Origin of the sequence: Pelomonas sp. CA6, assembly GCF_022549225.1 — a bacterium.
Lineage (GTDB): Bacteria > Pseudomonadota > Gammaproteobacteria > Burkholderiales > Burkholderiaceae_C > Roseateles.
The window spans coordinates 58,046-71,313 of the sequence record NZ_JAKZFD010000004.1 but is presented as its reverse complement, the minus strand read 5'-3'; the positions used below and the strand labels follow the sequence as shown (position 1 = coordinate 71,313).

Sequence of the window (13,268 nt, the reverse complement as noted above, 5' to 3'; positions counted from 1 at the left end):
CCGCGCCGGTGACGACCGCCCCGTCCAGCGCCGCCAGCAACGCCCTGCAACAGGGGCGTCTGGCGCTGGCCGTGAGCCTGGGCGAGGAATGGTGGCTGGACGCGCTGGAGCGCGCGGACGAACTGCAGCAGGCCTGTGCGCTGCTGCACCTGGCGCGCTGCGACACCTGGCTCAACCAGCGCGCCGCGGCGCGCGCGCGCAGCGAGCAGGCGGTGCGCCTGTTCCGTCAGCAGGGCGATGCCGCCGGGGAGGCGGCCGCGCTGTCGGTGCTGTCGCACAGTGCCAGCCTGTCGGGCGAGCATGAAGAAGCGGTGGAGGCCGCGCTGCTGGGCGTGGGCCTGGCGCGCGCCAGCCGCGACGCCGGCGCGCTGGCGCTGGCGCAGCAGGACCTGGGGCAGGCGCTGATGTGGGCGCGCAGCCATGAGCGCGCCGCCGAGGCGCTGCGCAAGGCGGTCGACGCCTGCCATGCCTGCAAGCCGCCGCGCCATCCGCTGCGGGCCTGCCTGGCGCTGGCCTGCAACGAGCTGATGCGCCTGGCCGAGCAGCGCGAGCGCCTGGGCGCGGCGGTCACGCTGGGCATGCTGGACGCCCATCTGCTGCATGCCCGCCATCTGCTGGACGAGCAGGCCGAACCCGACCCGGCCGAGCTGCTGCAGTGGCAGCTGATGTCGGCGCTGCGCCGCGTCTGGAAGGGCGAGGCGGAGCTGGCGCGGCGCGAGCTGCTGGCGCTGGCGCCGCTGCGCGTCCGTGTCGGCCGCGAGCACTGGATGAGTCTGGTGGTGCTGGTCGTGCAGGCGGAGCAGGCCTGGCTGGGCGGTGACCCGGCGCTGGCGCTGCACCATGCCGAACAGGTGGTCGTCGAGGCCGACCGGCTGAAGCACGAACCGCTGGCCCAGCTCGGCGAGGCCCTGGCCAGCCGCATCGAAGAGGCCCAGGGCCGCAGCGGCGAGGCGCTGCTGCGCCTGCGCCGGCTGCGCGTGCGCGAGGCTCGCGTGCGCGTGCAGCGCCTGGACAGCCGCGCCGAAGCCGTGCAGTGGCAGCTGGAGGCGCGGCGCAGCGCCGCCGACCGCGACCTGCTCGCCAGCGAGGCGCAGCGGCTGGAAAAGCTGTCCATGGAGGACGCGCTCACCGGGCTGGCGAACCGGCGCGCCTTCGAGCGCCAGCTGCAGGTCCTGGTGGAGGCGCGGCCTCCCCCCCAGGCCTGCGTGGCGCTGATCGACGTCGATCACTTCAAGCAAATCAACGACGGCCATTCGCACCTGGTCGGCGACCGCGTGCTGACGCAGATCGCGCGGCTGCTGCGCGAGCATGTGCGCGAGCACGACCTCGCCGCGCGCCTGGCCGGCGACGAATTCGTGCTGTTGCTGCGCGGTGCCAGCGAGGCCGTCGCGCAGCGTGCCTGCGAGCGCCTGCGCGACGGCGTGCGCCGCCACGACTGGACGGCGCTGGCGCCCGGGCTGGCGGTCGGCATCAGTGTGGGCTTCGCGCCGCTGCGCCCCGGCGACAGCGTCGAAAGCCTGCTGGCGCGCAGCGATGCGGCGATGTATGCGGCCAAGCGTTCGCGCGACGCCGTCCACCCCTGAACCCATGACGATGAACAGTCAGAACCCGGATCCCCACTACGACGTGCTGCGGCAGACCCCGTCCGCCGAGACCTATCGCGCGCTGCGCACCGCGGCCGGCCTCAGCGCCAAAAGCGAGGAGGCGGCGCTGCGCGGCCTGCCCAACAGCCTGTTCGCGGTGCAGATCCTGCATCGCGGCGAACCGGTGGGCATGGGGCGCATCGTCGGCGACGGCGGCTGCTTCTACCAGGTGGTGGACATCGCCGTGCGGCCCGAGCACCAGGGGCGCGGGCTGGGCAAGCGCATCATGCGCGAGCTGATGGCCTATGTGCAGGCCGAGGTGCCGGCCAGCGGCTATGTGAGCCTGATCGCCGACGGGCAGGCCCAGCACCTGTATGCGCAGTTCGGCTTCGAGCCGACCGCGCCGCGCTCGGTGGGCATGGCCTACCGGCGGCCGGCCTAGGCGTCCAACGCGGCGGCGCGCGCCTGCAGCAGCTCGCGTTCGCGCACATTGGCGGTCAGCGTGGCGGCGCGCAGCAGTTCGGCACGCGCCTCGCCATGCCGCCCCAGGCGCTGCAGCAGGTCGGCATGCACGCTGGGCAGCCAGGGATAGCGGGCCAGCACCGGGTCGGCCAGCAGCGGCTGCAGCGCGTGCAGCGCGACGCCGGGGCCTTGCGCCATGGACAGCGCGACCACGCGGTTGAGCGCGATCACCGGCGAGGGCTGGCGCTCCTCCAGCTCGCCATACAGCGCCAGGATGCGCGCCCAGTCGGTGTCCTGCGCCTGCGCGGCGCGTGCATGGCAGGCGGCGATCTCGGCCTGCAGCGCATAGGGGCCCGGCGGCTGCGGCGCCGCCAGGGCCTGCGCCTGCGCCAGCGCGGCCAGGCCGCGGCGTATCAGCAGGCGGTCCCAGCGCTGGCGGTCCTGCGCCATCAGCAGCACCGGCCGGCCCTGGGCGTCGACGCGTGCGCCATTGCGCGAGGCCTGCAGCTCCAGCAGCGCGGCCAGGCCGTGGACCTCGGGTTCGGTGGGCACCAGCTCGGTCAGCATGCGCGCCAGGCGCAGCGCCTCGTCGCACAGCGGCGTGCGCAGCCAGTCCTCGCCTTCGGTGGCGGTGTAGCCCTCGTTGAAGACCAGGTAGACCACCTCCAGCACCGCGGCCAGCCGCTCCTGCAGCGCCTCGCCCTGCGGCAGGTCGAAGGGCACGCCGGCGCCGGCCAGGGTCTTCTTGGCGCGCACCAGGCGCTGTGCGACGGTGGGCTCGCTCTGCAGGAAGGCGCGCGCGATCTCGGCGGTGGAGAGCCCGGCCACCAGCTTGAGCGTCAGCGCCACGCGCGCCTCGCGCGACAGCACCGGGTGGCAGCTGCAGAAGATCAGGCGCAGCACGTCGTCGCCGAGCTGGCGCTGGCGGCGCGCGTCGTCCAGGCCGTCGACGAAGTCGGGCACGATCATCGCCTCCCGGGCCTCCAGCTCCAGGCCCAGTTCGTTGAGCCGGGTGTCGCTGAGCTTGCCGTGGCGCAGCCGGTCCAGCGCTTTGTTGCGCGCCGCGGTGAGCAGCCAGGCGCCGGGCTTGTCGGGCAGGCCCTCGCGCGGCCAGTGCTCCAGCGCGGCGACCAGCGCGTCCTGCGCCGCATCCTCGGCCAGGCCGAGGTCGCGCGTGAGCCGGGTCACGCTGGCGACGATGCGCGCCGACTCCAGCCGCCAGACGGCGGCGATCGCCGCGCCCGTCGCGGCGTCGGCCGCGGTGCTCATTGGGGGCGCTCCGGCGCGGCGGCCATGTCCATGTACACCAGCTCCCAGATGTGACCGTCCAGGTCCTCGAAGCCATGGCCGTACATGAAGCCGTGGTCCTGCGGCTGGCGCGGCACCGCGGCGCCGGCGGCGCGCGCCTTGGCCACCAGCGCGTCCACCTCCTCGCGGCTCTGGCAGGACAGGCAGACCAGCACCTCGGTGCTCCGGGTCGCGTCGGCGATGGGCTTGGCGGTGAAGCCCTGGAAGAAGGGTTCGGTGAGCAGCATCGCGTAGATGTGCTCCGAGATCACCATGCAGGCCGCCGCGTCGTTGGTGAACTGCGGGTTGAAGGCATAGCCCAGCTCGGCGAAGAAGCGCATGCTGCGCGGCAGGTCCTTGACGGGCAGGTTGACGAAGATGTGATGGTGGGTCATGGCGGGTCTCCTCCGGGGGTCAATGAAGCTGGGGGCCTGGGGCGGGCGGCGGTTCGATCACGGGGCACAGTTCGATCCGGGCCGCCAGCCCGCCGCCCCGCGGGGCCGCCGGAAAGCGGCGCGACCAAGCCAGCGCCTCCTCGCGCGAGCGCACCTCGATCAGCGAGAAGCCGGCCAGCTGGACCTCGGGCGCATCGGGTGGACCGTCGCTGGGCCGGCCGCCGTCGGCCGGATAGTCCACGCGCCAGCCCGCGGGGCCGGGGCCCAGGTCCATGCCCTCCAGCAGCACGCCCGCGCGGGCCAGTTCGGCGCGGAAGCGGGCCATGCGCGCCTGCCATTCCGGCGGCAGCGGGGCCGGCGCGGCGCAGGCGGCCTTCACCAGGATCATGTATCGCATCGCGCGCTCCCGCCCCGCGAGGGCGGGGCTGCATCCCGACGACGAAGCCGGCGCGCGCATTTCGACAGGACGGCGAAGAAAAGCGGCCTCAGCCGCGCGATTCGGCGAAACAGGGGCCCAGCGCGCGCACCTCTACCGTCGCCCATTCGGCCGCCGGGCATTCGCGCGCGATGGCCAGCGCCTGCTCGCGGTCCTGGCAGTTGAGCCAGAAGAAGCCGCCCACCATTTCCTTGGCCTCGGCGAAGGGGCCGTCCAGTGTGCTGATGCGGCCCTCGCGCCGGCTCACCCGGCTGCCATGGTTCAGCGACTGCAGCGATTGCGCGGCCTGCAGCAGGCCCTGGTCGCGCAGCCGGTCGGCGAAGTCGGTCATGCGCGCATAGGCTTGGCGCCCTTCCTCGGGGGTGCGCGCCTCGCGTTGGCCCAGGGGTTCTTGGATCAGCAGCAGATAGCTCATCGGGGGTGTCCGCGGTGACGGCCGGCCGGGCTGGCCGCGCCAAGCGGCCGACTGTCGCACGGACGCCGGGCGGACGGCAATGTCCCTGGCGGGCGCAGGTGATCGCCGCGCGATGGGGCGGCCCGCGCGCGCCAGCCGCCTCACCGGGGCCGCAGGGCGGGCCGCCCCCGGCAGAATGCCGGGCCGGGCCTGCCCAGGCCCTCAGCGAGGAGTGAAGCCCCATGCCGTCTTTCCTGTCCCAAGTCTCGCCCTGGTGGCTGCTGGCCGTGGCCGGCGTGCTGGAGGTGGTGTGGTCCCTCAGCATGAAGGCCTCGGACGGCTTCAGCCGCCCCTGGGCCACCGGCGTGACCCTGGTCGCGGCCTGGGCCAGCTTCTGGCTGCTGGGCCTGGCGCTGAAGCAACTGCCGGTGGGCACGGCCTACGCGGTCTGGACCGGCATCGGCGCGGTGGGCGCGGCGCTGCTGGGCATCGTGCTGTTCAGCGAGCCGGCGACGCTGGCGCGTCTGGGCTGCATCGGCCTGATCGTGGCCGGCATCCTGGGGCTCAAGCTGCTGCACTGAGCCCCGCAGGGGCCGCGCGCCGCGGCGCCGGCCGGCGTTAGCGCCGCGGCCGCCGTGGCGCGACGGACAGCGCCAGCACCACCGCGAGCGCCGCCGGCGTCGCGGCCACGGCCCAGTCCACCAGCGCCTGCGCCGGGCGGTCCGCGCTGGCGGCCAGTCCCATCCCCAGACCCAGCAGCGCCAGCGCGAGGCCGCGCAGCAGGCGGCGCTGCCGCGGCGCGGGCGGGCGGCCGCGCAGGTCCTCGTGATGGCGGTCCATCGCCAGCGCCAGCGCGGTCATCGCGCCCAGGTGCAGCAGCATCTGCAGCATCAGCATGGCCGCGCCTCCCCATCGCCGGGCGGGGTGGCGGTGGCGCGGCGCGCGGCGCGCGGTTCGCGCAAATGCCAGGCCAGCGCGCCCAGCAGTGCCGCGGCGACCAGCCAGCCCAGCTCCACCAGCGCGCGCACGTGCTCGCCGTGGGCCAGGTCGTCCAGCAGATGGCCGGCGCCGCTGGCCGCGCCCAGCAGCGGCAGCGCCGCCAGGCCCGTGGCCGCCAGCGCGAGCAGGCGGCGCCAGGTCGCCCGGGTGGGCTGCCACAGCGCCCACAGCAGGGCCAGGCCCCAGGCGCCGAAGAAAGCCTGCAGCTCGGCGTCCATGCGCTGCGGCAGCTGCGCCGGCAGCAGCCGGTTGGCCAGCAGGTAGGCGCACAGCGCCAGCGCCAGGCCGGCGAGGCTGGCGATGTTGAGCGCGTCGACCAGGCGCTCTCCGGCCGAGGCGCGCGCCGCGCGGCGCGCCGTCTGGGCGCGCCGTTTCACGCGCCACAGCAGCAGCCCGGTGGCGATCATCGCGCTGCCCAGCACGCCCAGCGCGAACAGGGTCCAGCGCAGCCCCCAGTCGGCGAAGCGCGCCATGTGCAGCCCGTACAGCACGCCGTACACGCGCGTGGCCGGCGTGCCGCGGTCGACCGCGTGCAGCAGGCGGCCGTCGCGGCCATCCAGCACCAGGCGCGGTGGCGGGTATTGCAGCCGCCCGCCGTCCCGCGCGCGCAGCTCCAGGCGCAGGCCCTCGGGGCCGTCGCGCTGCACGCTGAGGCTCTCCAGCGGCAGGTCCGGCCAGTGGTGCCGCGCCTGGTCCAGCGCCGCCTGCAGCGCCAGCGGCGGCATGGGGCCGGGCGCGGGCGTGGCCGCGCGCGCGCCGCCGCGGCCGCGCATGGCGCTGCCGGCGGGCTCGCCGGCCAGATCGCTGAAGTAGGCGCCGTCCTTCATCCCGTAGGCGGCGGCGATGCCGGCGGGCAGGTAGAGGCTGTGGAAGATCATCAGCCCGCTGAAGGTGATCAGCAGGTAGAAGGGCAGGGCCAGCACGCCGCTGACGTTGTGGGCGTCCAGCCAGGCGCGCTGTCCGCCCTTGGCCCAGCGCAGCGTGAAGAAGTCGGCGAACAGGCGGCGGTGGGTCACGATGCCGCTGAGCAGCGCGACGAACATCGCCAGCGTTGCCAAGCCCACGACCCAGCGCCCCTCCAGAATCCAGCGGCTTTTCTCGGCGGAACGCAACTCGAAGTGGAAGCGGTAGAAGAAATCGCCGCCGAAGGTCGGGCGCGGCCGCAGCTCGGCGCCGCTGGCGGGGTCCAGCCAGCGCGTCTCGAAGCGCGGCCGCTCGCCGGGCCGAGCCGCCGGCTCGCGCCAGGACACGCGCAGCGCCGGCTCGCGCGCGTCGGGCAGGCGCACGGTCCAGTTCTGGGCCTGCGGCGCATGCGCGCGCAGCCAGCGCTCGGCCAGCGCCGGCGTGCCGGCATGGGCGGCGCCCAGGCCGCGCAGCTCGGGCTTCATCCACAGGCTGATCTCGTGGCGGAAGAAGCTCAGCGTGCCGGTCACGAAGATCGCGAACAGCAGCCAGCCCAGCAGCAGGCCGGCCCAGGTGTGCAGCCAGGCCATGGACTGGCGCAGGCCTTCCTTGGCTCCATCGGGTCTCATCGCGTCTCCTTGGCGTTCAGCGCGGCGCGGCCCAGACCGCCAGGCCCAGCAGCGCCGCCGGCCCGAGGGTCCAGACCCAGGCGCGCGCGGCGCTGCGCGCCGCGAAGGCGCCCAGCACGGCCAGCGCATAAGCCAGGTTGCCCAGCAGGGTGCCGGTCATCGTGGCTTCCACCCGCTCCAGCGGCAGGTGCAGCGCGCAGGCCGCGGCCAGCGCCGACGCGAGCAGGTAGCCGCCCGCCAGCGCGGCCAGGCTGCGCGAGAGCACGGCGCCGCGGTAGCGCAGCGGCAGCGGGGCGTTCGGAGGCGTGGCCATGGCTCAGAGACGGGCGTGCAGGCTCAGCAGCCAGTTGCGCGGCTCGCCGTAGTTGGGATAGTCCAGGTTGGCCCAGTAGCGCTGGTCCAGCACATTGCGGGCCGACAGCGTGAGGCTGTAGCGCTCGTTGAAGCGCCAGCCGGCGCTCAGGCCCAGCAGCGCATAGGCGGGCTGGCGCACCGTGGTCGTGCCCAGCAGCGGGTGGGGGATGTTGAAGCCCTCCACCGCGCTCTGCCAATTCAGGCTGGCGCCCAGGCTCAGGCCCTGCAGCGCGCCGCCGAAGCGGTAGCGGCCCGAGACCTGCAGGTAGTGGTCGGGCAGATTGGTCCAGATCAGGTCGGTGGCCTGGCGGCGCGTATGCAGATAGGTGTAGCCGCCCTGCAGGCTGAGGCCGGGCAGCGGTTCGCCGAACAGCTCCAGCTCCAGACCGCGGCTCTCGGTGCCGTCGACGCCGATGAAGGCGGAGCTGCCGTCGGGCAGGCTGCCCTCGGGCACGCTGCTGTCGCGCACGCCCAGGCCGTTCTGGCGCGTCCGGAAGGCGGCGGCCGACCAGGCGAGGCCGTTGTCCAGCTCGCCCTTGATGCCCAGTTCCAGGTTCTTGCCGCGCACCGGGGCGAGCGGGCGGTTGTCGCGGTCGCGGTAGTTCTGCGGCTTGAAGATGTCGGTGATGCTGGCGTAGACGGAATGGCCCCTCCCCAGCTCATGGACCAGGCCCAGATAGGGCGTCAGCTCGTCGCCGACGCGGTAGGCGGCGCTGCGGCCGCTGTAGCCGCCCTGGGCGTTCCAGGCGTCGGTCCAGGTCTTCCAGTGGCTCACGCGCAGCCCGGTGATCAGCGCCAGCGGCTCGGTCAGGCGCCAGCGCGCGGTGGCGTAGAGGCCGCTCTGCTGCGTCACCGTGACGCGGCGCGCGCCGGTGCGGGTGACCTCCGGCTCGGGGGCGTTGCCGTCCCAGCGCGCCAGGTCGGGGATGTCGTAGCGCCATTTGCCGACCGCGCTGAGCGTGGGCGACAGCGCGCGCAGGCGCTGGCTGCTGGCGCCCAGCACCAGCTCGTGGCGGCGGCCCAGCCAGGAGAAGCGGCCGGACAGGTAGAGGTCCGCGGCGTCGCGGCGGTCCTCGCCGTCGCTGACGCCGGCCAGCAGGTAGACGCCCTGGCCGGTGCGCGGGTCGGGGAAGCCGCTGGCATAGGCGCGCCGGCTCACCACCTCGCCGCGCGTGTGGTTGTAGGCGGCCTTCAGCGCCCAGTCCTCGCCCAGGCGCTGCTCGGCATTCAGGAAGAGGGTGCCGGACTCGCGCGACCAGCGTGTCCAGCGCGGCGCGAAGTTGGTCGAGACGGGCAGCCGGGCCAGTGAGCCGTCCGCGGCGAAGCGCGGGATGGTGCCCCAGGTGGAGCCGGTGGGCCGGTTGTCCTGGTTCTGCACGCCCAGGGTCAGCACGGTGCCGGCTTGCGGCTCGGCCTCCAGCACCGCCATCCAGGCGGCCTTGTCCTCCTGGTAGCGGTCCAGGTGGCTGTCGCGCTTTTGGAGGGCGGCGACGAAGCGGGCGCGCAGCCGGCCGTCCTCGCTGAGCGGAACGTTGAGGTCGCCCTGCAGCCGGCGCAGGTTCCAGGCGCCGACGGTGAGCGCCGCGGCGGCGGCGAAGTCGCGCTGCGCGCGCTTGCGCTGCAGGTGGATGGTCGCCGAGGGCAGCCCCGCGCCACTGAGCAGGCCGTTGGCGCCGCGCACGATGTCGATGCGCTCGTACAGCGCGGTGTCGTACTCCTGGTTGGTGGAGCCGCTGTAGCTGGGCATGCCGTCGACCTGGAAGTCGGTGATCTGGAAGCCGCGCGCGAAGTAGAGCGGGCGCTGCGTGTCGTAGTGGCTCACGTTGACGCCGGTGACCTGGCGCAGCACATCGTCCACGCTGAGCAGTTGCTCGTCCTCCAGGCGCTGGGCGCCGACGCTGGTCAGCGATTGCGGCGTCTCGCGCCGGCTCAGCGGCAGCCGGGTGCTGAGGCTGGCGCGCCGGCTGCCGTTGAGCTGGACCTTGTCCAGGCGCTGCGCGGCGGCCGGGCGCGCGGCCTCGGCGCCCGCCGCGGGAGCGGACTCGGCCGGCTCGGGCTCGGGCAGGGGCGCGGCCTGCTGGGCCAGCGCGGGGCCGCTCAGCACGAGGCACAGCAGCGCGGCGCGGGCGATGGGGGAAACCGGCGCGGCGAGGCAACCGGAAGAGCGGTGTGGGGACGGGATCATGGTGGACTGAAACCGGCGGCGGCGCATGCGGCGGGCCGGTGGTGGGGGGACGATGAAAGGGGGAGGCGCTGAAACGGGGGCGACGCGGGGCGTCGTGCTCAGGGCTGCGAAGGCGCGGTGGGGGGCGGGGGCGGCGGCGCGGCCGGTCCCAGGGGCTGGACCAGGCTCAGCGTGGTCACGTACAGCGCCTGCTCGTAGCGCTGGCCGGCGCGTTCGCCGCCGCTCGGGTCCTGGTGCTTGACCTCCAGCACGTACTGACCGCGCCAGGGCAGCTCCAGGCGCAGCCGGCCCTGCTCGTCGGCCAGCACGCTGCGGCTCCAGCCCGAAGGCGACACCACCTCCACCCTGGCCTTGGGCAAGACCTGACCCTTGTAGACCACGCGGAAGCTGCCGGGCTCGTCCTGCGGCAGCAGGTCCAGGGTGAGCTGCGGCGCCAGCGCGCCCGGCCCCAAGACCCAGCGCGCGGCCGGAATCCAGGCGCTGTGCGAGAGCACGCGCTCGCCGTCGCGGCGCTCGATCAGCGGGTAGCTGTCGTCCTGGACCAGCAGCGACTCGCCGCGCCCGGCGCGCATGGGCAGCGCGAAGCCGTCGCTGCCCCGGCGCAGCGCCAGCGGCAGCAACTGGTCGCCACGCTGCAGCCGGGCCTGCGGCTGGACCAACTTGTCCAGCAGCCCCGGCGAGCGTTCGCGCAGGTTGTCGGCGTATTCGCCGAAGCGCAGGTGGATGACCTGATCGGCCTGCTCCAGCCAGAGCTGGTGGGCGGACGCGCCCGAGGCGCCGAGGAGCAGGGCCAGCGCGAGGCCCAGGCGCCGGCTGGGGGCCGGCAGGGGTGGAATCGGGGACGGCATGGTGTGTTCCGGAGTCAGAAGCCGTAGCGGCAGGGCGGTGGGCCGCCTCCGGGAACCTGGGCCTTCGGCGTCGGCACCCTGTCCCGGAGGAACGGGCAGGCGGGCGACGGCTGGCCTGACAAATGGCGCCACCAGGGCGCCACCCGAATCATAGCTTAGCAAATGAGAATTGTTCGCAATAGCGCAAACGAATCCACGGCGCGCGTGCGATGCGCAGTCCGCCCCCTCGCGGCTCGCCGCTACATTGCGTCAATGCGGATGACTTTCTTTTCACGCGTGGCGCGATGCTGAGCCTGGACCTGCGCTCGCTGGCCGTGATGGCCGGGCTGATGGGCGCGGTGCTGGGCCTGCTGTTGCTGGGCGTGCGCCGCAACCATCCGGCCGCGACGCCGGGCAGCCTGGCCTGGGCCTGGGCGCCGCTCACCTGCGCCGCCTCGGTGCTGTTCTACGCGCTGGAGCCCCTGCTGCCGCAGCTGCTGGTGGTGGTGGCCGGCAACGGCCTGCTGCTGGGCGGCCTGGCGCTGTTCCTGATCGGCACGCGGCGCTTCTACGGGCTGCCTACGCGCTGGAAGCCGGTGCTGCTGGGCCTGGCGCTGAGCCTGCTGGCGCTGGCGCTGTTCCTGCAGGTCTGGCCGGACTATCGGGTGCGCGTCTGGATCTTCACGCTCAGCGCGGCGGTGCTGCTGCTGGCCCATGTGCGCGTGCTGGCGCGGCAGGAGCGCAGCTTCGGCTCGCGCTTCACGGCCATGGTGTTGCTGGCCATGGCGCTGATCATGGCGGTGCGCGCGGCCAGCGGCCTGTGGGTGGATGGCCCGGACTCGGGCCGCTTCGATCCCAGCCTGGCGCAGGCGCTCTACATTTCGGCCTTCAACTTCGCGCTGTTGCTGGCCAGCGTGGGCGTGCTGCTGATGGCCAGCGAGCGGCTGCGCGAGGAGTTCCGCCACATCGCCCGTCACGACGACCTGACCGGCGCACTGACGCGGCGCGCCTGGATGGAGCTGGCGGTGCTGGAGCTGGAGCGCGCGCGCCGCTACGGGCATGCGCTGTCGCTGATGATTTTTGACCTGGACCACTTCAAGCGCATCAACGACCAGCACGGCCATCTGACCGGCGACCGCGTGCTGCGCGAGGTGGTGGCGCTGGCGCGCACCGGGCTGCGCCAGTCCGACCAGATCGGCCGCTTCGGCGGCGAGGAGTTCGTCGTGCTGCTGCCCGAGACCGGCGCCGATGCCGCGGCCGCGGTGGCCGAGCGGGTGCGCGCGGCGGTCGCGGGCCGCCAGGGCGAGCCTGCGGCCAGCCTCAGCGGCGGGCTGATCAGCCTGCCTGCGGGGACCCAGCCCGCGCCGACGCTGGACGAGCTGCTGGCGCGTGCCGACGCAGCGCTCTACCGCGCCAAGCAGGAGGGGCGCGACCGCATCGCGCGCGCCGCGCTCACTTGAAGAACCAGTAGCCGACGACGATGGCGCCCACCAGCCCCACCAGGTCGGCGAACAGCCCGCAGCTCAGCGCATAGCGCGTCTTCTTGATGTTGACGCTGCCGAAATAGACCGCCAGCACATAGAAGGTGGTCTCGGTGGAGCCCTGGATGATGGCGGCGAGCTTGCCCTGGAAGCTGTCCACGCCATAGGTCTTCATCACGTCCACCATCAGGCCGCGCGCGCCGCTGCCGGACAGGGTCTTCATCAGCCCCACCGGCAGCGCCGGCACGAAGTCGGTGGGCAGGCCCAGCAGGCCCACCAGCGCGGCGATGGCCTGCACCACGTAGTCCATGCAGCCGGTGCTGCGGAAGACCGAGATCGCGACCAGGATCGCGACCAGGTAGGGAATGATCTGCACCGCGACGCCGAAGCCTTCCTTGGCGCCCTCGACGAAGCTCTCATAGACGTTGATGCGCCGCCAGGCCCCCACCGCGATGAAGGCGACGATGATGCTCATGATCACCAGGCTGCCCAGCAGGCCGATCAGGCGCGACATCTGCTCCGGCGGATAGCCGTGCAGCCAGGTCCACAGCGCCGCCATGATGGCGACGAAGCCGCCGAAGAAGCCCATCACCGGCCAGCTCAGCAGCCGGATGCGCTGCACCCAGGCCACCGCGACCAGGCCGGCGGCGAAGGAGATGAAGGTGCCGATCAGCGTGGGCAGGAAGATGTCCGCCGCGTTGAAGTTCTGCAGGCCCTGGTCGATCGCCATGGTCTGGCGGATCGCGATCACCGAGGTGGGGATCAGCGTGATGCCCGCGGTGTTGAGCACCAGGAACATGATCATCGCGTTGCTGGCGACGTCCTTCTGCGGGTTGATCTCCTGCAGCTCCTTCATCGCCTTCAGGCCCAGCGGCGTCGCGGCGTTGTCCAGCCCCAGCATGTTGGCCGAGAAGTTCATCACCATGGAGCCGCCCGCCGGATGGCCCTTGGGCACCTCGGGGAAGATGCGCGCGAAAAAGGGCGCCAGCACGCGCGCGAAGAGCTGGATCACGCCGGCGTTCTCGCCGATCTTCATGATGCCCAGCCACAGGCACATCACGCCCACCAGGCCCAGCGAGATGTCGAAGCCGGTCTTCGCGGTGTCGAAGATGCCGGTCAGCACCTGCGAGAAGATCAGCAGATCGCCCTGCAGCAGGCGCAGCAGCGCGACGCCGAAGCCGATCAGGAAGAAGGCGATCCAGATGTAGTTGAGCACCATGGGCGGGTCCTTTCGGGCGCCCATTATTCCGGGGCGCGGCGCGCCGCACCGTCGCGCCGACGCGGCGCGGGCATCACGATCGCGGCGCCGGCCATAACCTGGGGTCGCGGCCGG

14 protein-coding genes are annotated in these 13,268 nt (G+C 73.3%); 4 read left to right on the top strand and 10 right to left on the bottom strand.

The window, feature by feature from the left end; translation table 11 throughout:
• Positions 1-8 precede the first annotated feature (8 nt).
• Together LZ017_RS22255 and LZ017_RS08385 are read left to right on the top strand one after the other, a co-directional pair.
• Positions 9-1,583 carry a diguanylate cyclase gene (locus LZ017_RS22255; RefSeq protein ID WP_241396164.1) on the top strand — a complete coding sequence of 525 codons (1,575 nt, stop codon included), beginning with the start codon at positions 9-11 and terminating at the stop codon, positions 1,581-1,583.
• A gap of 10 nt (positions 1,584-1,593) precedes the next feature.
• Positions 1,594-2,025, top strand: a complete 432-nt coding sequence (locus LZ017_RS08385; RefSeq protein ID WP_241396163.1) for a GNAT family N-acetyltransferase — start codon at positions 1,594-1,596, stop codon at positions 2,023-2,025.
• Here LZ017_RS08385 and LZ017_RS08380 read toward each other — a convergent pair.
• The 4 genes from LZ017_RS08380 to LZ017_RS08365 form a co-directional block, all read right to left on the bottom strand.
• Positions 2,022-3,314, bottom strand: a complete 1,293-nt coding sequence (locus tag LZ017_RS08380; RefSeq protein ID WP_241396162.1) for a sigma-70 family RNA polymerase sigma factor — start codon at positions 3,312-3,314, stop codon at positions 2,022-2,024. The two genes, LZ017_RS08385 and LZ017_RS08380, sit on opposite strands and share 4 nt — an antisense overlap.
• The gene (locus LZ017_RS08375) at positions 3,311-3,727 is read right to left on the bottom strand and encodes a VOC family protein (RefSeq protein ID WP_241396161.1); all 417 of its coding nucleotides are present in this window, start codon (positions 3,725-3,727) and stop codon (positions 3,311-3,313) included. The genes LZ017_RS08380 and LZ017_RS08375 overlap by 4 nt, the downstream gene beginning before the upstream one ends.
• 19 nt (positions 3,728-3,746) lie before the next feature.
• Complete coding sequence (locus LZ017_RS08370) at positions 3,747-4,124, bottom strand: YciI family protein (protein WP_241396160.1); 378 nt, start codon at positions 4,122-4,124, stop codon at positions 3,747-3,749.
• 88 nt (positions 4,125-4,212) lie between these two features.
• Positions 4,213-4,578, bottom strand: coding sequence for a YciI family protein (locus tag LZ017_RS08365; RefSeq protein ID WP_241396159.1), 366 nt, complete (start codon positions 4,576-4,578; stop codon positions 4,213-4,215).
• Positions 4,579-4,799: 221 nt separating this feature from the next.
• Between LZ017_RS08365 and LZ017_RS08360 the strand changes: the two genes are divergently transcribed.
• A complete protein-coding gene (locus tag LZ017_RS08360; RefSeq protein WP_241396158.1) occupies positions 4,800-5,138 on the top strand; it encodes a multidrug efflux SMR transporter in 339 nt (112 codons plus the stop codon).
• A 37-nt stretch (positions 5,139-5,175) separates the two neighbouring features.
• Here the strand turns inward: LZ017_RS08360 and LZ017_RS08355 are convergent, their stop codons facing one another.
• The 5 genes from LZ017_RS08355 to LZ017_RS08335 form a co-directional block, all read right to left on the bottom strand.
• Positions 5,176-5,454 (bottom strand): DUF3325 family protein, encoded by a 279-nt coding sequence (locus tag LZ017_RS08355; RefSeq protein WP_241396157.1) that lies wholly within the window; start codon positions 5,452-5,454, stop codon positions 5,176-5,178.
• A complete protein-coding gene (locus tag LZ017_RS08350) occupies positions 5,448-7,088 on the bottom strand; it encodes a PepSY domain-containing protein (RefSeq protein ID WP_241396156.1) in 1,641 nt (546 codons plus the stop codon). The genes LZ017_RS08355 and LZ017_RS08350 overlap by 7 nt, the downstream gene beginning before the upstream one ends.
• 16 nt (positions 7,089-7,104) lie before the next feature.
• Positions 7,105-7,401: an iron transporter gene (locus LZ017_RS08345; protein WP_241396155.1), complete on the bottom strand. Its 297-nt coding sequence runs from the start codon at positions 7,399-7,401 to the stop codon at positions 7,105-7,107.
• A 3-nt stretch (positions 7,402-7,404) separates the two neighbouring features.
• The gene (locus LZ017_RS08340; protein ID WP_241396154.1) at positions 7,405-9,627 is read right to left on the bottom strand and encodes a TonB-dependent siderophore receptor; all 2,223 of its coding nucleotides are present in this window, start codon (positions 9,625-9,627) and stop codon (positions 7,405-7,407) included.
• A gap of 98 nt (positions 9,628-9,725) precedes the next feature.
• On the bottom strand, positions 9,726-10,475 hold the full coding sequence (locus LZ017_RS08335) for a DUF4198 domain-containing protein (RefSeq protein ID WP_241396153.1): 750 nt from the start codon (positions 10,473-10,475) through the stop codon (positions 9,726-9,728).
• Between the two features lie 284 nt (positions 10,476-10,759).
• On the opposite strand from LZ017_RS08335, the gene LZ017_RS08330 reads away from it, so the two are divergent.
• Entirely contained in the window at positions 10,760-11,914 is a 1,155-nt protein-coding gene (locus LZ017_RS08330) for a GGDEF domain-containing protein (protein WP_241396152.1), read from the top strand.
• Here LZ017_RS08330 and LZ017_RS08325 read toward each other — a convergent pair.
• On the bottom strand, positions 11,907-13,154 hold the full coding sequence (locus LZ017_RS08325; protein ID WP_241396151.1) for a spore maturation protein: 1,248 nt from the start codon (positions 13,152-13,154) through the stop codon (positions 11,907-11,909). The genes LZ017_RS08330 and LZ017_RS08325 overlap by 8 nt on opposite strands.
• Positions 13,155-13,268 lie beyond the last annotated feature (114 nt).